The sequence below is a fragment of the Bacteroides gallinarum DSM 18171 = JCM 13658 genome (assembly GCF_000374365.1).
Classification (GTDB): domain Bacteria; phylum Bacteroidota; class Bacteroidia; order Bacteroidales; family Bacteroidaceae; genus Bacteroides; species Bacteroides gallinarum.
In genome coordinates this window covers 77,514-103,929 of sequence record NZ_KB894125.1, presented here as the reverse complement: position 1 = coordinate 103,929, position 26,416 = coordinate 77,514, and the positions used below count along the sequence as shown (strand labels likewise).

Sequence of the window (26,416 nt, the reverse complement as noted above, 5' to 3'; positions counted from 1 at the left end):
AATATATTTTTTAATCGTTATATTATTCAAAATCAAACTCTTCCTTGTCACGCCAGATGACGCTTATTTTCTTTTTCAGCCACGGCAGCCGTATCTGGCGGTACGACCACGGCAGGGAGTCCAGCAGGATGTCATACGCACGTTCTTCGACGTACAGTACCCATTTGTCTTCGCGCTGCTCCAGTCTGCCGGGACGTTCGATGAAGCTGTGCTGAAACCCTTTTACCGAAGTGTTCTTCAGTTTCTCCCAGTTCGCCTTCACTCCGGCAAGCATCGATTCCACGGTCTGTATCTCGTTCTCTGTCAATTTCAATGCCTTCGGCAGCGGCACATAAAACGGACATCCTGTCAGAATGCGGTTGAATGCCAGTTCATGCTCTTCGTACTCCTGTACCTCATCCGTCGCCAAGCGTTGCAGGATGAATATCGCCCGGATACGTGCCTCCATATCTTTCAGGTCTTTTCTTCCGTCGTCCGTTTCTGCAAGCAGGTCGAGCATATCCAACAGGCGCGGGAACCATATCGCCAGCAGGCAAAGTCCTGCATTCGGGATTTCAATATATTCCGGTTGCACGGCTTCTTCCAAAGCCTGTCCGGTGTCAGCAATGTGCAGTTCCGTTTCCACACTCCCCACAATAGCCTCCAATGCGGACTTCCGTTCATCGGATCGCGATGTTTTGTCGGTTTCCTCATGCTCCGGCCGACTGCCATCAGCTACAGTTGCGGGTAGTTCTGACTTGGTATCCGGAATCCTGTCTTTCCATACGGATGAAGCCAAAGTTTCTATATATTCCCTGACAACCGGTGAAGCGTTTCCGCAATAAATGCGGTCTGCCGGGTAACAGGTAATAAACCGTACCAGTCCTTCGGACAATGCCGGTTCGGTTAAGCCGTATTTTCTTGATATGGTCTCGTTTGTCCGGCGTAATGTTTCAGCTAAAGAGAACGATACTCCGGCAATCATTTCCATCCATGTTTCCGTACCGAGCCATTCAGTCCACTGCCCGAAGGGGATATTGTTTTTCCCCGGATTATCAGTGGTGGAATACCGCACAAGTTTCCAAAGCAGTTCCGGTTGCCAACGGGCATAGTGCCGTAACATCTGCGATTTTTCCGTATCGCTGACTGAAGGGGACAACAGCCACGTAATCCACTCATCGAATACACTTTCTCCCTGGTAGGATATAGAGTCTTCCAATGGCCGGACATTGTTTGTCAAGCCGGATGCCGTACCGGTTCCCGTATCCGCCGTACCCGTTTGCGAGGTGATTGTATTCGTTACCCGTCTTTCAACAGTCTCCCATTGTGCCCGGTCTGTATCCGTATATTCCTTATTCCCGGCCAGAACATATTGAAGATGGCGCAGGAATAGAGAGATGATCTCCTCTGTATCCATACTGTCCGGCTCCGGCTTTTCCGTAATCAAAAGAAGGATAGCCTTTGTTACGGACAGTTCCCATTCCCCGCTGCCACCTGCAAACAGCCCGTTTTCAGTAAATACGGAATGTACCACACCGACGGTTCGGCCCAATATACCGGACAGAGCAGGGCTTGTCTGCCCCATAAGTTTTAATATTTCATCCTTGCCGATGATTTCAGCCCATAGTGTGACCGTTTTTTCATCCGAAACGATACTATCCCGAAACAACCGTATGGCCTCTTTGGGAGAATCCTCCATATAGCGATGGAGCACTTCCCGTTTCTGCCATGAAGTGAATACCTGGTTTTGCAACCAGCCAGTCATACCGGAGACATCGTTCAGATGCTGTTCAAATATTGTTCGAACCTCGTTCAATGCAAGGTCGCCTTCGGCCGGCATGTCCGGGCTGTCGTCTGCCGAGTCTATGCGCAGTATGCTGTCTGTTCCGTCCATACCACCCTTACGGATAGCCATTACTGACAAATCCGGAGCAAGGCTTCCGGAACCGATATATTGCCGCACCCGAACCAATAGAGACAATAGCGTATTGTTTACGGTACCGGCGAGGAAGTCTTCCGTATCGAAGCTGCGGACTGTTTTATTGTCCAGCAGCCCGATATAAGGAATAGGCAATGACTGTCCGATCAGTGATTCGACAACCGCCTTTATCCTGCTTCTGTCATCGCCGACGATGGCTGCCAACAAGCGGATAGCGGTATCCAAATTACCGCTTGCAGATGCAGGGGATATGATGCCATTCCATGAAGCAAGTGAAAGAAGCAACGATTTCCATACCGTCTTTGCAGGACCGGAAACAATATTTGCGACTGTCCCTATATGCCCGGTCAACAGTCCGACAAGCTGTATGGCAGTCGTTCCGGCAGTTTGACCGTCCGTACCATAGGCTTGTACAGCCAGCCGTATGGCGATATGCCTTAATGTAACCGTGTCAAGCAAACCGATAACCGTATCCAGCAACTTTTCCGATTGCAATGCCGAAATCAGTTCGCTTTCCCTGTTGCGATAGGCATCGAACCATTGCAGTACAAGCATCTTTCTGACACTTTCCGGAATCCTGTTGTCTGAAAAAATGACTTTCAAAGAGGCGACTTTCCGGGCCTCCGGAATATTCTTGTTCGGGTGTTTTTCCCGATGTATGTTTTTCCATGTATCATGGGCAGGAGCAAAAACAGGGGAAACAGATTCCAGGAACTCCCTTATAGGCCCCGGTAGGTTCGTGCTTTCCTCAGAGACGGATTCCGGCATGTTCGTATCCTCTATTGCCATGAACCCGGCAACATCGGCAGCCGGAGTCTCCTGTCCGGTTATTTCCTTATGCAGTAAAGCAGCCAGCCGTAGCATCTGCACGGAAGCGGAATCCGATGCGGAGAAGATACCGGTTGAAATTCCCTGCAATACGGCTGTATTCAACGCCTCCGTCAGTTTGCCTTTGCCGATACCTTGAAGCCAGGAAACGGATGGGGATGCTTTGCCGAGTGTTTCAAGTAGGGCGGAAACCACCTCGGCGAGTTGCAGCGAGACATATCCGGCAAGCAGCAGCAAGGTCGGCCTCTCGGTCAGGGATGCCGGCAATGACAGATGCCTCCTGTCCGGCCGGCTTTTCAACCACTGTATCAGCAACTCCGGCTTTTCCTGTGCCAGCCGTAACAGTGCTGCCCGTTTTATATGGTCCGGCTGTCCCGTATCTTCTATCCATTGCAGGAAAGAACCTGCGTTTTCTGCGATGGCTGTAGCCCTCCCGGTATCCGGCGATGATGTATCCGTCTTTTCATCGGACGGTTGCCTGTCGGTATGTCCGGTTGAAATCTGTTCCGTTCCGAGCAGCGAGAGTTGCAGGAGCATGTAATAAAGTTCCCAGGCATAGCTGTCACCGGTGGCAGGCGAACCGTCTGCATTCAGCTTCTGACGACGGTAGATGATGCCCAGCACCGTCAGGTGATTGTCAGCCCCGAAAACTTCCATAAGGAACCGTACCGTCAGTTCCGCTTTGGAAAGATATGTCTGCCGTTCCCTCTTGCGGATAAAGGACAGCAGCCTGCGGTTCAGGTGCAATCCGAAATGCCGCTTGTCGCCGAACATCGGCACGCCGTTGAACGGGTAGTGTTCGAGCAGCCAGCCGTAGAGTCTGTACCAGTATTCAGGCACGCCGATTTCGGCACGGTCTTCTGTTTCGGTGGCCATGATACGCCTGACATGGGGATTCTCTATCAAACCGGCCATGTCTTCCAGGCTGCCGGTATCTTTGGTCTCGTGGATAAAACGGATGACAGCCTGCGGCGAATGCTCCAGGACAGCGGACAGATACCGCTGTTTCTCATACCGGCCGAGAACCGCTGAGGTAAGCCATGCGGCAAAGGGTATCGCCTCCGGCAGTCGTTCCGCGCCTGTTTGCAGGAACAGCCTGTCCATGACATACGGTTTGGAGGCAAGCAGCGACAGCAGCCGTCCTGTATGTTCCGTGTCCTTGAAATGCTGCAACTCCCCGTACAGGTGGAACTCCGGTGCATTCCATTCCGGCAGGCAGAAACCGTATTCCAGGTAGTGCAGCAGGTTCTCGAAGCGTTTCTCACGGGCATACGGGAAAGGTTTGTCCGTTATCGGGTCTGTTCCGGTATTTATGTCCGATTCCGTAATTTGCGGTACACCTGTTTCATTCAGTTTATGGGCAAAGCTGCGCTCCAAAGCCTCGCGCAACCGCACAGGGAAGAGGTCGTAAAACTCGTCCTGCGGTATGTTGCCCAGATCCAGGTCCAGACGGTCTATTTCAATATAGGTCTCTTTATCATCATACCGGGAAAAACAGTCCTCTAAAACCTCCGTGACGCAATGCCGGCAGAATCCGTCCCAGTCCGCATAGAGTTCCCTGGCAAACTGTTCGTCCGCCATTCCGAACCGGAACGATATTCTGTCAATCACCGTCATGCGTCTTCCTCCTTATATTCTTCTTTAGCCGGATTGTCGCCTTTTCTTCTCTTAGACATGAAATCATCGGAGAGTGCATCCGTCATCTTCTTTTGATGGAGCGCACGGATGTCCGCCGGGGCATCCGTACTCATGCTCTCGCGCCATTTCTTGTACCCGTCCTCGAAATACTGCATCTGCAATGCGCCGATCCAGTATGTTTCCATTTTCAGGTGCGACGGGATGACAGACCTTGCCAGCCGCGTACATGCCTCGCGGAACCTCGGGGAGCGCGTGCGTGCCGTCCAGCCGGTGAAGACCAGCATCACCGTGAACGGTTCCATCGGGTCGAACAGGTTCTTCTCTATCACATATACCGCCTCGCACTGCCTGTTCAGTTCCCGCAGGTAGCGGCACAGGGTGTTCGCCCACGCGGAAAGTGTCTCCCGGCTGTTCGAACGGCCGAGGTTCATGCGCTTTTCATCCTCTTTCCTCCGGAATACCAGCAGCCATTCCCCGCCTCCGACGCTCACGAGGTTATAGTTGCTTAACCTGATGCCTTCGCGGAAAAGGGAACCGTTTATCCAGTTCGAGTTGAAGATGGGCAGATGGCGCCTCAGGTCCTCGTAACGTTTCAGCTTCTCCTTCTCCGATGCAGGAGGCGTGTCTTCCTTTACCGCCTCCACCGAACCGGAATCGAACAGGTCGTCGTCAATCATCTGGGAGCTTACCAGTCCCCGGAACCGTTCGCCCCTTTCTCCGTCTCCCATCAGGATCAGGTTGTGGGCGGGAAGGATATTGCCGACCGTGGTCTCCTCGTCCGTGTCGAAATCCAGCAGCAGGGAGAGGTACTTCTTCACGGTCGGGACATTCTCCCCTCCGAATGTGCCCGTGATGTCGAAAGAGCGGGAGCGGTCGCGTACCATTACGGGCAGCGCCTTGAGGAAGCGCATCCTGCGGCGCAGGCGGTCGTCCGCCGTCTGCCCGTAGCAGTCGGACTCCCTCATCCACTCCGGCGCGCTGTCCACCCCGTACAGGCCGTCAAGAAAGTCCATGTAACGGTCCCTCAGCCCTGTTATGTCGCGGTAACGGTCGTTGTGCTTGCGCATGGGCAGTATTTTTTCCGGCAAGGTCTCCAGCCGTGAAAGTTCAAGATCAGCCGTATCCAATGCAAGCACCCTTTTCAGCCCGTCCAGTTCACCGAGCCCGCGCTGTATCAGGAGGTCGAAGAGTTTCAGGTAGCTGCCGAAATTGCGTGCGGCGGCCTTCTCCGGGGCAGGGGTATCCCGCAGGAAATCCCTGTCGGAGGTAATATAACAGGACGGCAGGTCGTCCGCCAGCGGGGTATGGCCGTACACGTCCCTGTATTCGGAAGGGTACAGGGTCGCTTTCTCCTGTCCCGCCTTCCTGTGGCTGACGATACTTTCCAGATACTGTGCTTCCCGTTCCTGCATCAGGCGGCGTGTACGGAATGTGCTCCGCATGAAATACTTCGCTTGCAGACGTTCCATGAATTCATTGCCGTCCACATGCACCGTCCCGGTGCCGTTTCTCACCTTTACGTTACTGAAATCCTTGGACAGGTGAAGCGTGTAGCCGGTCCTGAAGTCCGTCACGGTATGCCCGTCCTTGTCCTTGAAATAGCAGGTCTTGAACGATACGATACCGGGTATCCCCGTCAGCCGGACATAAAGTTCGGTTTCCGTGTCCTTCTGTACCGGAATCTCCGCACGGGCGTTCCTCACCGGGCCTTCATACCATTCGTCCTCCCTCATGGGCAGGGGACTGCCCGCTGTCCGGTATGCGACCTCGGCGGAACCGGAAAGGTACTGCATCGCCGTCCAGTACACCTGTACGAGTATCTCCGTGGCATTCTCTCCGGTGGCAATCCCGAAATCAGCGTGAAAGAACAATTCCTCCGGTGAAACGACCTGTACGTCCTCGAACCGCTCGCACAGGTTGCGGTGCCGGTTCAGGAAGCCGAGTACCTGGCTTGCCATATCCGGAGAAAAAGGCGAGACACGCAGGCGGACATGGTAGCATCCCCCTTCTCCGGGGATTACATCCGCGTTTTCCACATCCGGGAAACGGGTCAGTATCGCCCGGCGGTAGTCCCCGGCAGTGACCGGTGCGGAAGGATAGACCGATTCGGGAGGAAAGAGCCCGAATCTCTCTTCCGCCCATTTTCCGTCCTTGCCGGCAAGATAGTCCTCCAACGGGAAATCAAGCCTGTAATCCGTTTCGGTCAGGACATAGTCCGCCGCTTCGGACACGGTCACGCCGGGATCGCCCGGGTTGTAGTCCGTCCACACGTTTCCGGACAGGCGTTGCAGTTCCGCAAGCGTCTGCCGCTGCAATGCCGTGTAGAGGTCTTCGCCGTCTTCCGGCCGTGTGATGTATAGTGATCTTTCGTCCATAACGGTCCGTTATATTTTCCAGATGGTTTCGATACGGCAATGGATGGTTTCCGCACCGCTCTGCACGCCCTTGCTCTTTATCTGGAGGAAGAGTTTGTCGCCTGTCTTCCTCCAGCGTATCTTCATATGTCCCGACCAGCCCCACCAGTGGCTGCGCGGGGAGCGTACTTTCCTTCCGTACCCGTCCGAGTGCGAGGCGATGGCTTCGCAGGTGGAGTATTTCCGTGTAAGGCTGTTCACGTAGCAGGCGGATATGCGGTACACCCGGCATCCTTTTATCTCCTGCCCGGCTTCCGCTTCCACAGGCAGGTTCTGCCAGTATCCGTTTGCCTTGACCTTCAGCACATCCGTACCGGGCGTATCTCCCTCATCGCCGTCATCGGAAAGGAATCTGTCCGCCTTCACCGTTCCAGCCACGGTCACGTTCTTTTCCTTGTCTGCGGTCATCACAGGCTCGTCCTCGCCATTCCGTATCTCCAGACCGTTGTCCCCGGTGAGGGCGATGCGCCACAAGGGGGAGGCTCCGGGCTTCTCCGGGTCGGAGGAAAAAACGGTGGCGACCACGCCATTCTTGTCCGAAGGGAAGAGACGGATGCCGTCGGCGGGAGAGACTTTTGCCTGGCCGTCTTCATGTATGTTGGGAACCGAGTCGATGAGTTCGGCAAACTGCTCTTCCGTGGGGACATCCCCCCTTTGGAAGTACGACTTCAATGTTTCCCTGTCCTTGTATCTGTTGCCCATATCTTTATATCTTTTTTATGTTCCTATCCTATCATAAAGTCTGTCCCGATTTTTCCCTCGTCCACTCCGCGGCGGCTATCTACCAGTTCCACGTCGAGCGTGTCTATATAGAGGACTCCGCACTCGTCTGAAGCGGAAAGGACGGTATCCTCATCTCGCAATTCTTCCGTAATCCGGTACAGCTTCTTTCCTGTCCGGATTTCCAGAGAAACGAACTCCTCAATATTCTCGTCGTTGACGGTGCGTGAAAGGAGGGCGTCGCACGAATACCGCACGCCGAAATCCGGCAGCCTGCCGTCCATGTACCATGCCATCAGGAATACCCTGATGCGTCTTGCAATCCGGCGTTTTACCGTACCGGGATCGGCCGTGTCTTTTTTCAGCACCGCCCTGAAGGTGACGGACAGCGGTTCGTACACCGGATTGACCGCCTGTATCTTCGCGAATGGGGAGGCATACTGCCGTATATAATTTTCTATCTCGGACAGTTTCCAGCCGGGCAGGAACGGATAGGTCCTCTTCTCCGGCTTCGGGAACACCACGATGCGGACGGTCTCGTCATTTCCCGATGCGGGGATGCAGCACGCCTTCTCGATTTCCGGGAAACGCTCCAGTATCATTTCCTCATAGTTGCTGCCGCATACCGCACGGTTACGGGCGGAAATGCGGATGCGTTGCCGTATGACGGCATCCTGCCCCGTCTCAGCCGTCTTGCCCCCGCTGCCTGCAAAGGGCTGGCACACGGAAAGGATACGGCTGTCTTCCACCAGCGGGGCGGCTATTGTCCCGGCAGGCAGGGAGCTGCCGTCTCCGTTCTCTGCCGTCACCCGGAGACAGTTCAGGTGGATGCCTTCCAGTATCATGCTTTCCGGGGCCTTGCCTTCTGCAAAGGAGAGTTTCAGCCACAGGTTGTCCGCATCTTCAGATGCCGATGCCTTGACCTCGATGAAGCCGCTGCGGGTCAGGCCGTCCGTCTCTTCGCACAGTATGTTGTCACCGGGTATTTCCTGCCAAAAACCGTTGCCCGCATACCGGCTGATGATCAGCTTGCAGTCCGTCGGATTGCCGGAGGAATTCCTGCCGTTGGCGGCATAGCGCAATGCGAGATAAAGCCGTACACGGCTCGTGTCGCCCATGTGCTCCAGGTTCAGGAGGATGGCGGGAGGCTCCATGCACGGATGGAAGACAGGATGGCGGTTTTCCTGCAATGCGCACACCTCATATCCGGACAGCTCCGAGAAACGGTACAGGCTGCCGTTTTTGCCGGAGGCAAGCGTTTCTGCCGACTTATACCCGAAAGTCACGTCTCCCAGCATCGGCACCTGCGGCTGCTCGGGAACGGGCAGCCGGTTCTTTTCCTTCTCCCTGCCGTTGTGCAGCATCACTTCGGTAAACCGGCGGTAGTAGGCATTCGTACCGAAACCTGTTTCCGGGCTCTCCAATACCAGGCGGTAGAAACCGTTACCGTCCCGGCGGTAAGGCATAGGCTGGGGGGCGTTGGCGGTCGTCTTTTCCTCCAATGCGAGTTCAAAGACGGCTTCATCCGTCAGCTTGTCTGTTCCGTCCATACGGAACAGCTGCTGCGGAGAGGCGGCGCATTCGTGCCAGCGGCTCTCTTCCTGCCATTCGCAGCGGACGGTGAAGCTGTTCCCGTCTACCGGTTTTTCCAGGCCGTAGTTCTCGTATATCGGCTTGAAGCCGTTTCCGGGCAGTTTCGTCCATGTCCCTTTCAAGGTCACGGAGGTTGTCTTTTTCAGTGCGGCTTCCTCGTGGCCGAAAACCAGCCGGCTGCCGCGTTCGCCCGTCGGGCCGAAGGGATAGAACGGCTGCGAGGGGTCCGCCTGTCCGGACTCACCGATAAGGGTGAAGTTCCGGATGCCGTCCACTTCCGTATTCAGGGTGATTTCCTTTATATATAGTTCATGGGGTAGTGCATCTATGATTTTCCTGTCGGCGAACAGGATGCGCAGCGCCGGATATTCGGTGGCGATGCCGTGCAGTTCCTCCGTGCAGGGTACCGGGGCTTCCTCGCTTTCGGTCAGAGTGATTGTAAGGCGGAGAATGCCGTGTTCACGGTCTGTCTCTATGGCGTATTCTTCTTTTTGCCGCCAGCCTTCGCTTCCGCTGAGTTGCAGGATGAAGGCGGCTGTGTTTTCATTGAAATATGAAAGGTCGGGCATGGAATCCTCTTCGCCGCTCTCTAAACGGATACTTACAATCACTGTACGCCTGCCTTCCGAGAGGACCAGGCTGCGTGAGGTCAGGAGCCATCCGTATTCCAGTGCCGAGGCTGCCTGATTCTTTATGTCGAACAGCGGGCATGGGTTGTCCTGTCCTTCGGTCAGCAATGCTGCGGCATACAGACGGTTTTCTTTGCTGAACAGGGAATGTGCGGAACGTAACTGTGCCGGGATGATATATGCCTTTTCTGTGGTGGCATAGAGGAGGTCGGAGCCGTCCGCGTTCTGCCCGGCAAAGAATGCTGTGCTTCCCGGCAACGGAAAAGTCTCCGCCTTTTTCGTGCGGTCGGGTTCGATGATGACGTATGTACTGTCCTGCACGGCTTCTTTCGGCGTGTCGTGCAGGATGTTCTTGCGGTAGAACTCCACCCAGCCACTGAAACGCCGGTTGAAGCGATTGGCGATGCCGCAGTAATTCCGGACGAAGGTGAGCAGCAGGGCGAGCGAGGCATCCAGGTCGCCGCCCGACTCGATACGTGCGATGTATTCACCGCCTTTCTTCTGGATGTCCTCCACGACACCGAGCATCCGGTAGTACGGGCGGTTCGTGTCGTCTATCCGGTGGGAGGCATATTTCATGCGGGACTCACCGTCTTGCGACAGGGCAGCCCCTAACTGTCCCGTCATCTGCAACGCCACGGCGATGGAAGGGCTGTCCGCTGCCATGTTCCTGCTGGTGCGTACAAAGATTTCGAGACGCGATATCCAGTTGCGGAAGGACTCCTGCAGGCGGCAGAAATATGACTGGCGGGAGGATGTGCCGCGCCCTTCCACAAACGAATCGACATAGCCGCCGATGTCCTTGCACAGGATGTCCACCAGTACGGTCAGCACATGGTTCTCCCACAGCGATGACAGTCTGCCGCTCTCTCTGTCGCCGGAGTCATAATAGGGCACGTCACCGCTCACGGACATGAGCCAGCGCATCAGTTCCCGCCAGTCGCTCTCTATGGGGTGGAAACCGTCCAGGGTCGCGCGGTTCGTCATGCACTCGTCCCGCAGCGTGCCTTTCAGTTCGTATGTCGTCTTTTCTGCCATTGGGTCTCCTTTCTTTTATGGTTGCAGTCCCGACAGGTCGGTGCCTTCGTTCAGGTAGAAGGGATAGACCATGTTGGTGCGGCGGTTGGTCTGCCGGATGGTGTAGTCGAGGGTGATTTTCAGGATGCCTTCCCTGTCGTTCGCCTCGAAGTCCACCCGGTTCAGGTCCACCCTCGGCTCGAACATCACTACGGCACGTTCTATCTCGTCGCGCAGCAGGGTCTGCGTCGCCACGTCCATCACCTCGAAGGCATACCGCCGTATCGGGCAGCCGTAGTCGTAGCGGTGGACGCGTTCGCCGGGCGAGGTGCTCAGCAGTGTCCACAGGCTCTGGCGTATCTTCTCCTCGTAGGCGGCCATCCGGGTGGGTGTGCCGTCCCTGTCCAGTGCCGGAGGGAAGCTCCAGCCTTTGCCGAGGAATGTCCTGTCTTCGTTCATATTCTTGTTCTGTATATCGTTACTACTTTTGTTAATTCTCTGTTTTGCTCTTGACTAACCGGAAAAAGGAAACCGCTTTCCTTTCGCTGCATCCATGCAGTCAAGGGAAAGCGGAATAATGGGGCTTTTATATAGAAGGCGTTAAACCTGCAAGCGTCATTTCAATAAGTTGCGTCCTGTCATGTCCTCCAGTACCTGCATCTGTTGTATGGCGATGCGGTTCAAGCGAATGAGTCGTTCTCGCTGGGGTATTCCGTCTTGTATAAACACGGCATTTAGGCTTTTTATGTTCGATAAGCAAATCAACTCGTTTATCGAGGCATAGTCGCGGATGTTGCCTTTCAGGCCGGGATGGGCATCACGCCATTCCAAGGCAGTCATCCCGAACAGTGCCATGTTCAGCACATCGGCTTCGTTGGCGTAGATGCGTGAGGCTTGTGCCGGGGTTATCTCCTGCGGAACAAGGTTCTGCTTGATAGCATCGGTATGGATACGATAGTTGATTTTCGACAGTTCCCGCTTCGCGTTCCAGCCAATCTGCGCCTGTTCTTGCTCCTTCAGCCGTTGGAACTCCCGAATCAGGTAAACCTTGAATTCCGGACTTATCCACATGGCAAACTCAAAAGCAATGTCTTTGTGTGCGTATGTACCGCCATATCGCCCGGCTTTGGCGACAATACCAATAGCGTTCGTCTTCAGCATCCATTCCTTGGCACTCAGACGGTAACTGTTCAAGCCAGCCTGACTTTTAATTATGTCGAATTTGGCACAATTAAAAGTCGGGTTATTCAGTTTTTTCCATATCCCAAGAAATTCAACTGTATTCCTGTTTCTCAGCCAATTGGAAAAGAAGAATTCACCGTCTTTGGCTTTTAGCATGTCGGTAAGGTTGATATAATCATCATCCCGAACTTGTATGACTGATACTATTGTATCTTTTACCAATATTTTAGCCATATCCTTACTATTCAATTAAATATAAGCAAAGATACTATATTTATCCACTTCTTCATCCAATGGTTCGGCTTTTCTCCCCATTATTCACTTTCGTGCATCTTTACTCCGTTCGGCAAAGGATGCAAGCACCCTCTGCTCTCACTTGTCGTAAAGATTCCTTTTTCCAGTATGTCAAAGAACGCTGTCGCTTTATGGTTTCAGATTACAAATCCTAATACTCCGTCCATCTGTGCGGTGGTCACTTGTACTACGTACCATTTCTTGGCGGCATTCTTGTCGAGCGGATTGGGGCGCTGAATGGGTTTTATTAAAATTGCCATAATACTTTTTGTTTTTTATGGTTTGATTGATAGGTTCCGTTCCTTTTGCTTTACTTCCTCGAACGGGTTGGGGAAGGGGGGATTGGCTTGCAGTTTATGCGTTACCGGAGGCTTTAATTCACATGAGTCAAAAATAACCAGGCAGGATAAGCTACGTTCCGGTATCTGACGGACAAAATCAGCCGCATGATGTTTCAATTCATCCAAATGAATTTCGTTTATATTCTATGGTTGCGGATTGCAATTCTTTATACTTGTGACTGTCGGTTTCTAACCCACTTTTTATTATGTTCCCTTACCTCATTTACTATGCTCCATAATGTATCCTTTAGATTATTAGAATCTGGTTTGAAAAATATATATCTATATTCGAGTTGTAATCCTTCTTGATTAACTTTTATTTGGTCAGAATCCATTTCATCTGGAGCGTTAAAACCTCTTTCTTCTGCTGTGTTAGCTGAGGATGTAAGTTTTTCTTTATTTTCACGAAAAATATTAGAGACTAATTTTCTATCAACTATGGCTGTTCTATTTTTGTCGTTTTCATCAGCTCTACTAACTTTGAGGCCCATCCCTGTTATTGTTGACTCCCAAAAAGCAGGTGTCGCATAAGCGCTACCTTCTAAAAATACATCTATACTATGTAATAGTTTTATTAATTCTTTCTTTTTTTTATTTGGTTTACTCTTAGTCTTGATAATAAAATCATCCAAGTTTTTATCAGCTAAACAAACATTTTTCATATTTGTTAATTTTAACATAAATGGAACTGCATTTTTTATAGTGGATTTACCAAAAAAAGTTGTTTGATTTATAGCACTTCCCAGCATATACATATAAGCCAGATACAAAATGCCCATGAAACTTTCGTAGCTTTCGTAGTTATTCTTTTTTATTTTTTTTATAGCGTTTGCATTACAAAACCATTCTTCTGTTTCTAATGCTTTGATGACTTCATCAACTATGTTTATTGCAGTAACAATAACTTTTTTATATATATTTTTTTGGGGGGTGCCATTTATTTCCATCATTTCTGATTCTATAAAATTATTATGTAAATCTCTTACAGCAGAAGGAATTATGCCGGCGGTAGCTTGGATATAATAAGAATCCTTTATACTTGTTTGAAAATTGCTAATTTCATTATTAATCTTGCCATTATATTTTGTCTCTAATTCTCCCTTGGGAATACCTGTATAATAACTACTATTAGGAATAGGTATCATTTTACTATCTACATCATTGTTAAAAAGCGATTTTGTATGATTTGCAATATTTTCTATAGCTTGGTCTATTTCACAATCTTTTGATGAATCTAATTCATTAAATGGATCGGTTACATATTCTAAATTAGTCATAGGTTCTAATTTTGGAACAGTATAACCCTGTTTTATTAATGCTTTTCGTATATCAATATGAGTATTAGCAAGATTGTTATGATCTGAAGTTAATCTAATATTTTTATCTATTTGACCTAAGGGCACTCCATATCCTACTCCTCCTTTTAAAAACGTATTAATTTTACTTTCTGCATCGTCATTTTGGGGCTTATTCATGGTAGGAACACATAGTTCCGCCTCAAATCCTATTGAACGTTGAACTGGTGTATCTATAGAATTTTCTTGGATCTTTTTAACTTTTGAATGCATAATGCAATTCTCTATTCTCACCCTCTGACTTACTCCACAGCCTCCATCAATTTGCCGTGAAACCCTCTCCTTATTCTGTCTTGCCTCGTACATATTCTTCCAATTTTAATGTCGTTATTACTAATTTCCTGAAAGGCGAGCCACCTGTGAGGGTGGCTACCTTGATTCTCTTTTATGACCCATGCAAGGGTGCTTCGGGAGAAACTTCCGCTTATTACGGATTCCAACCCGTATCGCCGACTTTGTTTCCGTTGTTCCAGATGCCCTCGGGCAGCTGCTGGCTGTCGCCCCCACCGAAGCCTACTTTATTGGATGCCCCTGTGGTAAGGTGGAGCGTGGTATTCGTAAATTCGATTTTCTTTATTATCTTTTCATTTGAGTAGCTTGTATATCCGAAACCGATGCAGGCAGCTTGGTTTCCCTCGGCTGTAGCGGTTATTGTGGAGTTGCTGATGAAAATGCCTTCTAATGTGAATGGAGAACTGGTGCTATGATTAGGAGTGCCTATACAAGCCGCGTTACCTGTACTGGAGGCATTTACCGTTGAGCCATTGATGGAAATCTTGCCGTATGTTTTCTGAATATCATAAGCGTCTGTTTCTATGGCAGATATTCCTATGGCAGGCGAACCGTTGCCTCCCGTGGCTTCCAACGTGATGTTGTTAATCTCGATGTTACCGCAGTACTTAGTAACCCAGGCTTCATCTCCCGCCATCCTGAATCCGACAGCCGCGCCACTGGCAGCCGTTACTTTCAGTTTGGAACTGCTTGCATTGGTGCCGTTAATAGTGATGCTCCCACGTTGGCCGCTGTTTGTTGTATCCATAATCTTGATGCCTGCGCCGCTGGTGGAGGTGAACACGTTGTTCGTACCTTCAATGTTCAGCGTTACGGAGGCTCCGTTGTTAATGGTCATCACATTGCCGGTCGTGTTCAGCTGCACATTGTCGAGGGTGATGGTGGCAGTGCCGTTTACTACGATAGGTTCGGTGCCCGTGTGGTCTTTGATGAGCACATTATCGCCATCGTTGACAGTGAATTTTCCGCCATCGGGTTGCAAGGTTGCTTGTTTCACATTGATAGTTATCTCGTGCAGCTGTCCTTTTTGGGGAGTAACGGGCGTGGAAAGGCTTTGAAGTTTGTTGCCGACGTTCACTGTAAACTTTTCTATTGGCGAGTCCGGCACTACATTGGCTTCGTAGGTATTGGCATCTACTCGATACATATTGATTTCGCCGGTAGATGTATCATCGAAACTTACCGTTCCGTTCGTGTTCGTGCAAGAGGTACAACTCTCTATCTTTACATCAGTTACACTTCCAGCCTTTTCGCCCATGAGTTTCACCCGTATTTTGGCAAGCTGATGAGTGAATTTCAACGAAACGGGGCTGTCGTAGAAAGCCTTCTCTGCGGTGGCTTGCAGCACGTAGGCCAGCCCTTGCGATTGGTCGGCGAGATTGATAATTCCGTTTCCGTTATCGTATTCGGGCGAGGTATACCATGCCGTCACGTCATCGGTGCGTTTTGTCCAATAGACGGTATTGACAGGTTTAACCGTTATATTTTCATCTATTTTGTTTATTTTGAACTCTCCAATCTCGTCTGTATTGTCCAGTTGCACATAGATAGTTTCATTACCGTCCCACTTGCTGCTGTTCCTGTCCGGGTTGTTCTCACTGACACGGGTCTGCGGGCCGTCCGCTCCCCACGGCTGAGTACTAACCTCCGCTTCGAGGGTGACAGATGAAATCTCCAACGGGTACACGCCTTCGGGCAGGGTGTCGCCTTGCTCCGTCAGTTCATCCTGAGTACAGGCGGCAAACAGCAGGAGTGCCGCCCCGAAAATCCATTTGTTCATCATTTTCTTATTCATATTGTCTTTCTTTTTATTCTCTATCGTATATATCAGATCCTTCGACTACGCTCAGGATGACAGTTTATCCTCCAATTTGTACAGTGGGACATCCGGCGACGATAACGCCTCCGTGTGCCGTCGTGTCGCCCATACGTGCGGCGGGCTTGCCACCTATCAGCACCGTTGCCGACCCCTTGATGATGGTGTCGGGCGGGCCGACGCAGGTGCACATGTCGCCCATGACCGCCGCAGGCAGTTTGCCTATCAACACCGTGGGCATTCCCGGCCCTATTATCGGACCTCCCACATGGGGTACGGGAGGCAGCCCCGGTGTCTGCATCGGGCAGGTGTGCATGTCTGTCAGTCTTGCTGCCGGTGGCATATCGTGCTCCTTTCTTTATATGTCAGTTCTTCATTCATCATTCTTCATTTAGTTAGCCCTACGGGTTTTCTTCCTCCTCACCTCGGGAATATCAAAACAAGTTTTGTATTCCTCTCGGTTCGTCGTCAGTTAATCATTACCATTGCGCCCTTGACGGTGGTCTGTCCGCTGGAGGAAAGTTCCGCCGTAGCGTTGCCTTTCACCGTCGCGCCCATCTTGGCCTGCACCTTGACGTTCAGCCCTTCTATGCTGGCATCCTGTTTGGCGGTGCCGCTGAGCTTCATCGTGGCATCCATCGTGATGTTGCCTTTCGCCTTCAGCATGATGTCTTTGGCGGACGAGAGCGTGATACCGCCCTTGTCCATCGTGATTTCGTTCTTATGCTCGTCGGTCAGCCTGATATGCTTCCCATCGTCGCTGATTTCCACCGTATTCTTTCCGGGGGTGGAGACCGTTATGGTTTTCTTTTCCTCGTCGAACTCGATGCGCATCTTCTCGCGGGTTACGAGGGCTTTCCGGTTGTTCTTCGCCTCGTATTCGTAGGGCGGCTTGTGGCGGCTGCCGTACAGTCCGCCGAGAATGACCGGGTGCGTAGGGTCGTTGTTCACGAAGCCTACCAGCACCTCGTCTTCCGGTTCGGGCAGCCAGAAAGAGCCGGAGCCTCCCGTGGCGTACAGCGTGGAGAGACGCGCCCAGAGCAGCTTGTCTTTTCCCTCCATCCACGGCAGTTCCACCTGTATGCGGCACTGCTTCTGCGGGTCGCCGTCTAATTTCTTCACCACCGCCGTATGCAGCCCCTCCATGCCGGGCAGCAGCCCTGACGCAGGGGGACTGACCACATCCGGCTCACCGGTGATGTTTGCCGGGTCGATGCCTATCCCGGCTCTGGTAATCCATTCGTTCTTTTCGATAATATGCTCCACCGAGCCGATAAACGCATTGCCGCCGAAACGCTTGCCCAAGCCTTTCAGCTCGATGATGCAACCGGGTACGGCTTCCGCAGCCCCGTAGAAGCTGAACGAACCGTGATAGCGGGCAAGTCCCGCCTTCAACGCCATGCTGTCCGCCCACGCCTTCAGCACCTTGCCGTCTGCCGGGGCATCGGTCTGGAGCAGCATATTGTTGGCTGCCGCCATGCTTTTCGGTTCCAGGTCGCCCTGCCTGTTCAGCGTGGGGACGGATGCGCTCTCCCTGACGGGTTTCTGTTCCGCAGGATTCCACGAAACGGCATCGTAACCCGCAAACTGGTCGCCTGCCGAAAGTCCGCCGTCGAAGTCTATCAGGTCGCTGCCGTAAGTGACGGTCAGCACGGGCGAGGCTCCCACTTTCGGCTTGAACACCTTGATGTCGCTGCCCGTAGCAAGGACGAACATCCCGCAGGCATCGGCACGCGAAAGGGCGAAGTCCCAGTCCGTGCAGTAGTATTGCACCATCTCCGGGTGTCGGTAGTCCGTACCGTCCACTGACACGCTGCCGTATTCTTTCAACACTTCCTTGATCATGTCCGCATCCTTCTTCTTCTCGAAAATGCGGTTCTTCCGTACCTGTGTCGCGGCATAGGCATTATCACGGCACTCTACTGTCATCACGGAGCGGTGTCCCTTGCCGATACGTATGCCGGTATCGAGGATGATGCCCTCAAACAGGGTCTTCTGCCCGTTCAAGTCTCCGGCATCCAGGCGGATGGCGGTGCCCGGCTTGAAGCTGTCGGAATCAGTCTCGTCGAAACGCTGCGCATCCATATCCCCGGCGTTGAAACACAAAGTCGCCTTGCCGATACGGTTCAGTTCCAAACGTACATGAGCCGAGACCAGCTCGAACGAGTCGTCCAGCGCCTTGCCGTTGCAGAAGACTTTGCACGCAAGAATACGGTCTGCATATTTCGACGGTGAGTCTGCCATACTTCTTCAGTTTATTTGGTTGCTCAATTTATTCCTTTTATTCTTTCTTAAGCGGCGGGAACAATAACTCCGTCCCTGCCGGTATGTTTCTGAATCCCCCAAGATTGTTGAACTTTGCTACCTGCCGCACTAAGAGGGAATCCCCGTATATCTTGTGGCAGAGGTAAGGCAGTGTCTCGCCCTCCTTGACGGTGATGAGCCGCGACATGTCGGGCGACTGCTTGTGGAACTTCTTGCGCTCCTCCTCGCTGCACCGGAAGCCTACGAATGCCAGGGAGACAGTAGCGCGGAGCGGTATGCCCTTTTCAGAAAACAGCGTATAGTCCACATTCATCCTGGAAAGCTGTCCCTTGAAAAGGATGGCCGCAAAACAGACAACCACATACGAGGGTCTATGACCGTCGCTGTTATAGACATACAACAGTTTCTCCAGGTCATCCACCTTGTCGTAAACCTTGTCATTCTCCTGTGTCTCCTCCACAATACCGGTGCAATCTATCTCGAAATCGAAGGAGAGTGTCTCCGGTCTGTATTTCTCAAAACGGTTGCCTCCACCGACTGCCCCCTGCTGCCTGTCCTCACGATACACAATCTCCTTCCCGAACCTGATATTTTCAGGCTCCATGGGAATGGAGAGGCTGTTGCCGTTTTTTGCGCTGAACTTCCCGTCGGTATAGGCTGTCAGTTTAAGCTGTTCCATATATTCTATCTTTCTTTTTTCCTTGTATCCGATACATGCCGTCTCTCGTGCAGCAAGAGTTCCTCCACCACTTTCTCCTTGATGTGTTCATACACATCTTCGGTGATTTCCGCGGGGAGGACAACCTTCTTTTCCACGGAGGTGCGCACCTGTATTTCTTTTATTATTATGGGCATCACATTATCCTTTCCAGTTCCTTGTATTTCAGTGTCAATGTCTCTACAGCAATCTTACTCTGTGACGAATCCAACGGACTCAGCTGCCATTTGACAGGAATGACCCACCGGCACTCCCAACCGGCTATCGGGTTACGATTCTCGTCCAGAAGGGAGACGATGATTTTGCTACACGGCACAATCCTGCCGTTTTTCAGAAAATTGAAGTTCTTCCTTATCCAGGCGGCCACCTTGTCATCCAGTGGGGTCAAGGCCCGTTTCAGTACAAGACTGGAGACTTTGATTTCTTTAGGATAGTCGGCATTCCCGGAAGATTTCCTGCTTCTGGCACCAAACCCCATCTCCTGGCTCAGGCCGTCCACCTCCGAAAAGGAGGCGGAGACTTGAGCGTCTTCCAGAAGGAAAGCCACGCTGAAATGGAATCCGACCGGAGAGTGCCAGGAATCAGGGTTGTTTGCCATATATCAATACTGTTTAGGATTATTATGCCGGAGTAACGCCTTCGTGAGCCAGCACGATGGTTTCCATAGATACACCGTTGCCGTCCGCCTTGAAACCCTCCACGGTATATTTCTTCGGCCAGGCATTGGTCAGTTTCCAGCTCTGCACCGGACCGCCGCTCTCGTCCAGAAGGGCGACGGTCACGCTTTCGCGCTGGATGACGTTCATCTTCACCTTGTTGATCCAGTCCCAGAGTTTCTTGTCGTCCTTGAACATCGCTTTCTTCAGGGTCACATCGCCGCTCTTGCGCAAACCCGGCATCTTGACCTTGGTGAACCCCGGCATGTCACCGGAACGGTATTCGATCACGTCGAACTCGACATCGAGTCCCGACACTTCCTTGCAGGAGATTTTACCCACATTCGATATTTCCACGCTGAAATGAAATTCAGGTACGGGCCATGTCTGAGCGCTCTGAGCAGCTCCATTTTCGTCTGCCATAATATTCTAATTTAAAGTGTTATCAATTTGATTTATTTGTTTTCGCTTATCAACCGTCATCAGCTCTTCTGCATCTGCTGCTGGAAGGTGATTTCGATGAACTCTGCCGGACGGGTGATTGCCACGAGCACGGTGATGCGCATGATGCCGTCCAGGATGTCGTTGGCGGTCATGGTGTCGCCCAGGCCGACATGGATTTCGTAGGCATCCTCCGGCGTGGCACCTGCCAGTCCACCGCGTTTCCACACGCTGCGCAGGAAGTTGTCTATCATCGAACGCACGTTCATCCAGGTTGCAGCCACGTTCGGCTCGAACACGTATGCCTTCGCCGCGTTTTTCACGGACTCTTCGAGGAACATCATCGTGCGGCGCACGTTCACATAACGCCAGTCCTGCGAGTTGCCGTCCAGCGTGCGCGCTCCCCATACCTTGATGCCTTCGCCCGGGAAGGTGCGGATGGCGTTCACCGCCTTGCCGTTCATCGGCATGTTCAGGTCTTCCTGCATGGCGTTGTCGATGTTCTCCGTGGGGCTGTTCACATAGTTCACGGACACGTTTGCCGGAGCTTTCCATACACCCCGCGTGTTGTCCACCATTGTGTAAAGTCCTGCCATCGCTGCCGAAGGAGGAAGCAGGTTCAGTTTCTCACGCACTTTGTTCACGATGTACTGGTATCCGGGGAAGTTCTGCAATAAGGCGTTGTGCAGGTTGTTCTTCAGTGCGGCCAGTTCATCAGGAGTGAACGGAACTTCCTTTTCCTCGGTCGAGGTAGCTTCTTCGCCTTCGCCTTTTGTCACCTCTACCGTTACTGTCTTCGTGCCTTTCTTGATCTTTCCGAAGGCATCTTTGAAATAGTCAGGGAATTTGGAATCCGATTCGAAGAACGGCTTCAGGACAGGAGCTTCCTGTGTATAGTCCCAGGTCAGTACCGTGCCGTCGATATCCTTGTCGGAAAGCACGGAGGTGTTCAGCCACGGATAGTAAGCCGCACCGTAGGAGAGATAGTTTGCACCCACATTGGTACGGAAAGTCTTTATCTGGTCATCCATAGTCTCGTTGCCGGTTGTCTTGGGCTGCACGTCGAGGATGGCAAAGCGGTTCATCATCTCGCCGCAGTGGGCAAGCATCTGGGTCTGGATGTCCTTGCAGTCGGGTGTGGAGGTGGCTTCCGGAACGACCACCATCGTGATTTCCTGCTCTTTCTTCAAGTCATCGAGAGCCTTTTTCACATTGTCTTTGTCAACCTTGATGAGATTCCCCTTGGTGTCTTTCTCATTGTATGTTCCGATGGAGACAATGTAGCAGGTACCTCCGCCGTTGGCAAAGAACATCACCATGTGGTAGTACAGGGAATAAGGGTTGCTCCGGTTCACTACACGCAGGAGCCTGGTCTTGCCGTTTTCGTCCTTGAATGCTGACTCGATGCCATAGAATGTCTCGGTGGCATCCTTTTCAGGCGAATCAATTACGGAAAGAGCAAACTCAGGTGCCGGAGCTCCGCCGAAATACTGCTGGAACTCCGTCATGGACGTGATTTTCCAGGGTTTGCCACTGAGTGAATCCGCACCGTTCTGTGCTTTCTCGGTAATGCCGATGAAAGCCGGGATAGCGGTCGGAGCTTCTACTACCGAGTTCGGGAAGGCGCTTTTCTCTACGATGTACACGCCGGGTGTTTTCATTTGTCCCATACGTTCTTAGTTTTAATGGTTCAACTTAGTGTTATTAATCACTGATCAATTTTTATCTGTATTTCTTACAGGCTGCATACCTGTCTTAGCAGCCCGGGTTCCGCATCCATGAACCTGCCCGGTTCCGGAGGGTCGATGTGCCTGAGCACCGTCTGCTTCCGTCCGGTGCCGCCTGCCGGTACCACCACTTTCAACCGGTAGCCGTAGCTTTCGTGCATCGGGACGGATTCCTCGGAGACGGTACGCAGCATCTCCCTGCCGTACATCCTTGCCGGTTCGAAAGGAGGGAAATGCAGTTTGCCACCCGTTTCCTCCATGAGATACTTTCCCGGCGGGACATTCTCCCCGTCACGCGGAACAAGCAGATACTCCCACCGGTATGCCGGGGCATGGAACTGCAAGGTGCAGGTCATCGGCTTTCCGTCCCGCGCCGCCTTGACCAGCTTGTCGGTCATACGGATACGGATCCGGCAGAATCCGGAACCGATGCCGCGCTTCGGTGCGGTCTCACGGATGGCCTTCACCGCATCGGCAGTCTCTTTTTTCGACGGCAGTTCCAGCCCGTAGGCTGCATCGGGGTGAAAACCGTCCCACAGCGTATAGAGCACGAATGCAGGGTCGGTCATTTCCATGTCCAATACCAGTACATCGGAGGAGGTGTCCACGCCCGCGCCGTCGTTGTCGTACAGTATCGTCCATTCGTTCTCGCCGAGCTGTCTGAACAGCAACCCGCGACGGTGCCACAGCGTCGCTTCCGCCGGAGAAATCCGGCAGCGGAAGGAACGGCAGATACCTCTGTCGAAGTATTCATGCCCGACCCGCAGGCTGTATAAAGGACGATAATCCATAGCTATATCTGTTTCATTGTCATGTTCTTATGTATTCACATCCGGACCGGCGGCTGTGCCGCTGCCCGACACGATTGAAGAAGAGTCGATGGTCAGGCCGCGCACCTTGCAGATGACCGACGGGTAATATTGCCCGCCCATGGTCGTCCAGATATTGTGCAAATCCATTGTGGACATCGGTACCACTTCCACCGTGCAGCTCTCCCGACCCGTATTGAATCTCGGCATCGACTGGATAAACGCCAGTGTCTCGGACAGGACGGAGAGTGATTCCGCATAGCGTCTGTTCTCGTAGACTGCCGCCAGCATGATGTGCATGTTCATCATCAGGGGCGCACCCTTGCCCACGAAACCGCTTCCGCTGCGCTGCATGTACGTCCTGTCTCCCGAAGCCTCCTTTTCGAGGTTGACTAAGGAGATGACTACCTTGTTCGGGGTTTCCTCTCCGTCGGAACCTATCAGTCCCACAGTCGCCAGCCCTTCGGGTTGGTGGCGGGTGCGGGACAGGTATTCGTCCAGACGTTCGGCGTAGTATGTCAGGATACGCTTTATCATTTCATCATGTTGCTTTCGTTTTCTATATGTTCGTTTTAAGGCAGGGCTACGCTACCGCTGCCAGTGCCACCTTGCCCCCAACCGATGTTTCCTTCTTCGACAGTCACGTCCAAGCCTTGGGCATTGACGGTGATGTTGTAAATCCATTCCTCACCGCTGGTGTATTTGCCTTTCGGGCACTTGACCTCGTAGGAATAGGTGGTTTCGCCTACCTTTATCTCTATGGTCTTGCCGGTGCCGGTTATCGTCTGCGGGATTACGACAGCCTCGTAGGTGGCGTACATGCCCTCCGTCGGATTAGGGTTCCTGTATGGAATGATTTCCGACTGTTCCAGCCCCTCGGCTTCAAACAATGTTATCTTATTCGGGTCTGTCCCTATGAAATTTCCTTTTATATACCAATTTCCCCCGTTTTTGCCGGTAAGTTTGACCTCCACATCTTCAGGGGCTTGCGCCGAGAGGTATTTGGACGGCCTGAGGTTGATGGTAACCTTCGAGGTGAGGTGGCGGAAATGCAGCGTGTGGTCCCCGTCGAAGGTCAATGCCGCATAGGCAAAGAGGTAATCGCTATCATTTAATTTATCTTCTTCGCTTTGGTCCTCATAGACCTCGTGTGGGTCCGAAGTATTACGCTCGTCAGGAGTTCTACTCCACGAATAGGCATAGATATAGATTATCTCATCAGTACGTCTCCAATAGATAGGGTCACGCGTATAGTAACGATCTATTACCATTGTGCCATCCGCATATATCTGATATGTGCGGACTGTACTCACCATGTAACTCATCCAGTCGATTTTATTCTCCTCCGGATACTCGATACTGCTGGCTATTTGGAGATAATTGTAAGAATAGCCATCCGGCCACGTCCCATGCACCGTGCCGCGCGTGGCAGGCGTGGCGACTGCCTCTCCTATGGCGGCGGTCAGCTCCAGCGGGTATTTCCCGTAAGGCAGCAGCGTGCCTTGTTCGCCTCCGGCAAGCTCGTCCTGCGAGCACGAGGCCAAAGCCAAGGCCAAGGCTACTACCAGCCATAAAGCAAACTTGTGTCGTAATATACTACGTTTCATATTTCGTTTTTTAGTTGTTCATTTTAACTTCACTTCGTTCGTTTTCCTCCTTCGCACCTCGGCATAGCTCAAACAAGTTTGGCTCAACTCTCGGTTTGTCGTCGGTTGTGCCACCGGTGGAGCGACCCTGCCCGATGCACCTTATATTATTATAGGTAATTCTCCGTGCCTTACGCTGCTGCACGGGATGGCTGAAATTTATTCCTGTGCGCGTACCATCACGTCCTTGTATTCGCCTGCGACAGACTGTCCTGTCACGGGGTCGAAACTGTTCGAGTAGTACACGGAGAGCGTCCCGTCAGCTTCGATGGCCACGTCTGCCGTGGAGCTCTGCCCGTTCTCTGCCGTCCAGCGCACTTCCCCGGTGGTGCAGTTCACCACCCAGTTCGTGTCGCTTGTAAATTCATGTTCGCCGCTGCGTGAATAGGCGGTGAAGGTAGCGTCTGCGCGGTACAGGTGCCAGCCCTCGTCGGGAAGTCCGTTGGAGTTTTCCACCCATTCGCCGCCTTTCTTCTCGTAGCTTTTGGAGAGAATCCATTTGCCAACCAGCTGTTCAGCAAGTGTCTTCCGGTTTTCGTCCATGCGGGAGAACGTCCATCGGAACTCTCCCTGCATTATTTCGCCCGTTTCCGAGTCGCGGGCTTCGTCATGCCCCATGACAAGCGATGTCGCGTCCAGACTGACCACATCGACGGTCATAGTGCCGAGCGTCAGTCGGTCGGTCACTTCGTCCACTTTCCATTCGCCCAGGTTGAGCTTGGTGTAGCCGTCGGGGGCGGTAAACGCACTCAGCGCCGTGCCGTCCGGGCGCATGGTGTAGATGTGTCCCTCACCTTCGGGGATGAGGTCTTCCACCCATTTGCCATCCTGCTTTCGGAGGCTTTCCTCCATATTCCACTTGCCGGTAATGTTCTCGGCGATTGGTCTCAGGATGCCGGTTTCGCTGTCCTTGCCATTGCTGTCTTTGCAGCCTGTGAAGACAGTCATCGCTGCAAGGCAGCAGGCTGTCCAAAGGATATTATTCGTGGTAAAACAATTCTTCTTCATTTTTTCCTTTCTTTTTTATGGTTTCTTTGCGCCACCGCCCGCCGCGACGCGAGCAGCTACACCGTATATCAAAAGGGCATATCTCCGTGCCTTACGCTTGCTGCATAGGATGGCTGTCAGCGATTACTCCATTTCGGCTGTGCCATCGTCATCGCCTATTTCCTTAATCCAGTCTGTAATCTTTGCACTTACTACCTTCAGCTCCGTCAGGTTGGCAGTAACGGTAAAGCGGTATTTCTTGGCAGGATCGAACGTCTTGTCCTCCGGCAGTCTGTAAATCAATGTCCCGCCTTCGGCTGTGGTGACGCGGATGAACGGTTCGCCCGATGTGAGGGTCTGCGGTACGATGATGGCCTCGTTGAGATTCTTCTTGTTTTCGTCCGTTCCTGCCGCATCCGCCGCAGAGGTGAGGTCAGTATCTATCTCAATCGGATTTCCTCCATCCGTACCGCTCTCTATCACCTCGAATTCGTTCTCCTTGCTTGGGGTGAAGACGGCTTCGAGCTTCGTGTTCAGGATTTCCACTTTCTTAATTTCCGGGCTTCCGGCTCCCTTCACCAATACCACCTCTATCTTGGAGAGCAGGTGACTGAATTGCAGATTGATGGCTTCTTTCGTGCGGGCTACATCGGTAGATTTGGCATACATGAGGTCGGACTTGGCGTAGCCGTCCTCTCCGCTTTTTTGGTTCTGTGCTACCGTGTGCGTAATGTCCGTTGCCCAGAAGCCGCCTTCCGACCAATCCGTAGCTTCCCCGAAGTTTCCGTGTATGGCGTAGATGTTCACTGCATTGCCGGTCTGGGGGAAGTACATCGTCTCGCCCGTCAAGGCACCGTCGTCTCCTGCCGTCAGTTCCCTGTCTTTGTACAGTTCCTTGTCTGCCACGTTTCCGGCATCATCCACCCACACGTGTACCTGTTCTCCGGGTTTCAACTGCGTGTCGAGGTTGTGCAAGGTACGGGTCTGCACCTCCAGACCACCTGTCAGACGGATTTCCACCGGGGCGTTCGGGTCGTCGCCGGGCAGTCCGTCATTGCTGCAAGCCGCCAGCGCAATGGCAGCGGCTGCAAAAAGAATGTAATTCGTTGCTTTCATCTTTTTATTTGTTTT

Annotated in this window: 21 protein-coding genes; all 21 read right to left on the bottom strand. The window is 52.4% G+C overall.

From position 1 onward, the window contains the following. Positions 1 to 22 precede the first annotated feature (22 nt). A complete protein-coding gene (locus tag C233_RS23230; protein ID WP_018667088.1) occupies positions 23 to 4,363 on the bottom strand; it encodes a contractile injection system tape measure protein in 4,341 nt (1,446 codons plus the stop codon). Beyond that, positions 4,360 to 6,759: a hypothetical protein gene (locus C233_RS22445; protein ID WP_018667087.1), complete on the bottom strand. Its 2,400-nt coding sequence runs from the start codon at positions 6,757 to 6,759 to the stop codon at positions 4,360 to 4,362. The genes C233_RS23230 and C233_RS22445 overlap by 4 nt, the downstream gene beginning before the upstream one ends. A 9-nt stretch (positions 6,760 to 6,768) precedes the next feature. Further along, on the bottom strand, positions 6,769 to 7,500 hold the full coding sequence (locus C233_RS0108050) for a hypothetical protein (protein ID WP_018667086.1): 732 nt from the start codon (positions 7,498 to 7,500) through the stop codon (positions 6,769 to 6,771). Between the two features lie 23 nt (positions 7,501 to 7,523). Next, positions 7,524 to 10,778, bottom strand: coding sequence for a baseplate J/gp47 family protein (locus C233_RS0108045; RefSeq protein WP_018667085.1), 3,255 nt, complete (start codon positions 10,776 to 10,778; stop codon positions 7,524 to 7,526). Positions 10,779 to 10,793: 15 nt separating this feature from the next. Beyond that, positions 10,794 to 11,216: a GPW/gp25 family protein gene (locus tag C233_RS0108040; RefSeq protein WP_018667084.1), complete on the bottom strand. Its 423-nt coding sequence runs from the start codon at positions 11,214 to 11,216 to the stop codon at positions 10,794 to 10,796. Between the two features lie 156 nt (positions 11,217 to 11,372). Beyond that, positions 11,373 to 12,173 carry a KilA-N domain-containing protein gene (locus C233_RS0108035; RefSeq protein WP_018667083.1) on the bottom strand — a complete coding sequence of 267 codons (801 nt, stop codon included), beginning with the start codon at positions 12,171 to 12,173 and terminating at the stop codon, positions 11,373 to 11,375. Positions 12,174 to 12,370: 197 nt separating this feature from the next. After that, on the bottom strand, positions 12,371 to 12,493 hold the full coding sequence (locus C233_RS23545; RefSeq protein WP_018667082.1) for a hypothetical protein: 123 nt from the start codon (positions 12,491 to 12,493) through the stop codon (positions 12,371 to 12,373). Between the two features lie 248 nt (positions 12,494 to 12,741). After that, positions 12,742 to 14,235, bottom strand: a complete 1,494-nt coding sequence (locus tag C233_RS0108025; RefSeq protein ID WP_018667081.1) for a hypothetical protein — start codon at positions 14,233 to 14,235, stop codon at positions 12,742 to 12,744. A gap of 121 nt (positions 14,236 to 14,356) precedes the next feature. Next, a complete protein-coding gene (locus C233_RS0108020) occupies positions 14,357 to 16,015 on the bottom strand; it encodes a fimbrillin family protein (protein WP_018667080.1) in 1,659 nt (552 codons plus the stop codon). Between the two features lie 64 nt (positions 16,016 to 16,079). Continuing rightward, on the bottom strand, positions 16,080 to 16,379 hold the full coding sequence (locus tag C233_RS0108015; RefSeq protein ID WP_025069010.1) for a PAAR domain-containing protein: 300 nt from the start codon (positions 16,377 to 16,379) through the stop codon (positions 16,080 to 16,082). 125 nt (positions 16,380 to 16,504) lie between these two features. Next, positions 16,505 to 18,280 (bottom strand): type VI secretion system tip protein VgrG, encoded by a 1,776-nt coding sequence (vgrG, locus tag C233_RS0108010; protein ID WP_018667078.1) that lies wholly within the window; start codon positions 18,278 to 18,280, stop codon positions 16,505 to 16,507. A 37-nt stretch (positions 18,281 to 18,317) separates the two neighbouring features. Continuing rightward, positions 18,318 to 18,980: a CIS tube protein gene (locus tag C233_RS0108005; RefSeq protein ID WP_018667077.1), complete on the bottom strand. Its 663-nt coding sequence runs from the start codon at positions 18,978 to 18,980 to the stop codon at positions 18,318 to 18,320. A 5-nt stretch (positions 18,981 to 18,985) separates the two neighbouring features. After that, positions 18,986 to 19,156, bottom strand: coding sequence for a hypothetical protein (locus C233_RS24060; protein ID WP_018667076.1), 171 nt, complete (start codon positions 19,154 to 19,156; stop codon positions 18,986 to 18,988). Continuing rightward, positions 19,156 to 19,617 carry a phage tail protein gene (locus C233_RS0107995; RefSeq protein ID WP_018667075.1) on the bottom strand — a complete coding sequence of 154 codons (462 nt, stop codon included), beginning with the start codon at positions 19,615 to 19,617 and terminating at the stop codon, positions 19,156 to 19,158. The genes C233_RS24060 and C233_RS0107995 overlap by 1 nt, the downstream gene beginning before the upstream one ends. Positions 19,618 to 19,639: 22 nt before the next feature. After that, positions 19,640 to 20,098, bottom strand: a complete 459-nt coding sequence (locus tag C233_RS0107990) for a phage tail protein (protein WP_018667074.1) — start codon at positions 20,096 to 20,098, stop codon at positions 19,640 to 19,642. A gap of 59 nt (positions 20,099 to 20,157) precedes the next feature. Beyond that, on the bottom strand, positions 20,158 to 21,786 hold the full coding sequence (locus C233_RS0107985) for a phage tail sheath family protein (protein WP_018667073.1): 1,629 nt from the start codon (positions 21,784 to 21,786) through the stop codon (positions 20,158 to 20,160). Positions 21,787 to 21,851: 65 nt separating this feature from the next. Then, on the bottom strand, positions 21,852 to 22,634 hold the full coding sequence (locus C233_RS0107980) for a hypothetical protein (protein WP_018667072.1): 783 nt from the start codon (positions 22,632 to 22,634) through the stop codon (positions 21,852 to 21,854). A gap of 27 nt (positions 22,635 to 22,661) precedes the next feature. Next, positions 22,662 to 23,189 (bottom strand): Pvc16 family protein, encoded by a 528-nt coding sequence (locus tag C233_RS0107975; RefSeq protein ID WP_018667071.1) that lies wholly within the window; start codon positions 23,187 to 23,189, stop codon positions 22,662 to 22,664. A 35-nt stretch (positions 23,190 to 23,224) separates the two neighbouring features. Continuing rightward, entirely contained in the window at positions 23,225 to 24,259 is a 1,035-nt protein-coding gene (locus C233_RS0107970; protein ID WP_018667070.1) for a fimbrillin family protein, read from the bottom strand. A 198-nt stretch (positions 24,260 to 24,457) separates the two neighbouring features. Beyond that, the gene (locus C233_RS0107965) at positions 24,458 to 25,306 is read right to left on the bottom strand and encodes a hypothetical protein (protein ID WP_018667069.1); all 849 of its coding nucleotides are present in this window, start codon (positions 25,304 to 25,306) and stop codon (positions 24,458 to 24,460) included. A 123-nt stretch (positions 25,307 to 25,429) separates the two neighbouring features. Next, on the bottom strand, positions 25,430 to 26,401 hold the full coding sequence (locus C233_RS0107960; RefSeq protein WP_018667068.1) for a fimbrillin family protein: 972 nt from the start codon (positions 26,399 to 26,401) through the stop codon (positions 25,430 to 25,432). Positions 26,402 to 26,416: the final 15 nt, after the last annotated feature.

What these genes read in the sequence shown, in the direction of transcription:
- C233_RS0107965 (WP_018667069.1), bottom strand. Translation starts at nt 25,306, where the DNA reads ATGAAGAAGAATTGTTTTACCACGAATAATATCCTTTGGACAGCCTGC.
- C233_RS0107990 (WP_018667074.1), bottom strand. Translation starts at nt 20,098, where the DNA reads ATGGCAGACGAAAATGGAGCTGCTCAGAGCGCTCAGACATGGCCCGTA.
- C233_RS22445 (WP_018667087.1), bottom strand. Translation starts at nt 6,759, where the DNA reads ATGGACGAAAGATCACTATACATCACACGGCCGGAAGACGGCGAAGAC.
- C233_RS24060 (WP_018667076.1), bottom strand. Translation starts at nt 19,156, where the DNA reads ATGCCCATAATAATAAAAGAAATACAGGTGCGCACCTCCGTGGAAAAG.
- C233_RS0108050 (WP_018667086.1), bottom strand. Translation starts at nt 7,500, where the DNA reads ATGGGCAACAGATACAAGGACAGGGAAACATTGAAGTCGTACTTCCAA.
- C233_RS0108035 (WP_018667083.1), bottom strand. Translation starts at nt 12,173, where the DNA reads ATGGCTAAAATATTGGTAAAAGATACAATAGTATCAGTCATACAAGTT.
- C233_RS0108005 (WP_018667077.1), bottom strand. Translation starts at nt 18,980, where the DNA reads ATGGAACAGCTTAAACTGACAGCCTATACCGACGGGAAGTTCAGCGCA.
- C233_RS0107985 (WP_018667073.1), bottom strand. Translation starts at nt 21,786, where the DNA reads ATGGGACAAATGAAAACACCCGGCGTGTACATCGTAGAGAAAAGCGCC.
- C233_RS23545 (WP_018667082.1), bottom strand. Translation starts at nt 12,493, where the DNA reads ATGGCAATTTTAATAAAACCCATTCAGCGCCCCAATCCGCTCGACAAG.
- C233_RS0107970 (WP_018667070.1), bottom strand. Translation starts at nt 24,259, where the DNA reads ATGAAACGTAGTATATTACGACACAAGTTTGCTTTATGGCTGGTAGTA.
- C233_RS23230 (WP_018667088.1), bottom strand. Translation starts at nt 4,363, where the DNA reads ATGACGGTGATTGACAGAATATCGTTCCGGTTCGGAATGGCGGACGAA.
- C233_RS0108015 (WP_025069010.1), bottom strand. Translation starts at nt 16,379, where the DNA reads ATGCCACCGGCAGCAAGACTGACAGACATGCACACCTGCCCGATGCAG.
- C233_RS0108025 (WP_018667081.1), bottom strand. Translation starts at nt 14,235, where the DNA reads ATGTACGAGGCAAGACAGAATAAGGAGAGGGTTTCACGGCAAATTGAT.
- C233_RS0107980 (WP_018667072.1), bottom strand. Translation starts at nt 22,634, where the DNA reads ATGGATTATCGTCCTTTATACAGCCTGCGGGTCGGGCATGAATACTTC.
- vgrG (WP_018667078.1), bottom strand. Translation starts at nt 18,280, where the DNA reads ATGGCAGACTCACCGTCGAAATATGCAGACCGTATTCTTGCGTGCAAA.
- C233_RS0108020 (WP_018667080.1), bottom strand. Translation starts at nt 16,015, where the DNA reads ATGAATAAGAAAATGATGAACAAATGGATTTTCGGGGCGGCACTCCTG.
- C233_RS0107995 (WP_018667075.1), bottom strand. Translation starts at nt 19,617, where the DNA reads ATGGCAAACAACCCTGATTCCTGGCACTCTCCGGTCGGATTCCATTTC.
- C233_RS0107960 (WP_018667068.1), bottom strand. Translation starts at nt 26,401, where the DNA reads ATGAAAGCAACGAATTACATTCTTTTTGCAGCCGCTGCCATTGCGCTG.
- C233_RS0108045 (WP_018667085.1), bottom strand. Translation starts at nt 10,778, where the DNA reads ATGGCAGAAAAGACGACATACGAACTGAAAGGCACGCTGCGGGACGAG.
- C233_RS0108040 (WP_018667084.1), bottom strand. Translation starts at nt 11,216, where the DNA reads ATGAACGAAGACAGGACATTCCTCGGCAAAGGCTGGAGCTTCCCTCCG.
- C233_RS0107975 (WP_018667071.1), bottom strand. Translation starts at nt 23,189, where the DNA reads ATGATAAAGCGTATCCTGACATACTACGCCGAACGTCTGGACGAATAC.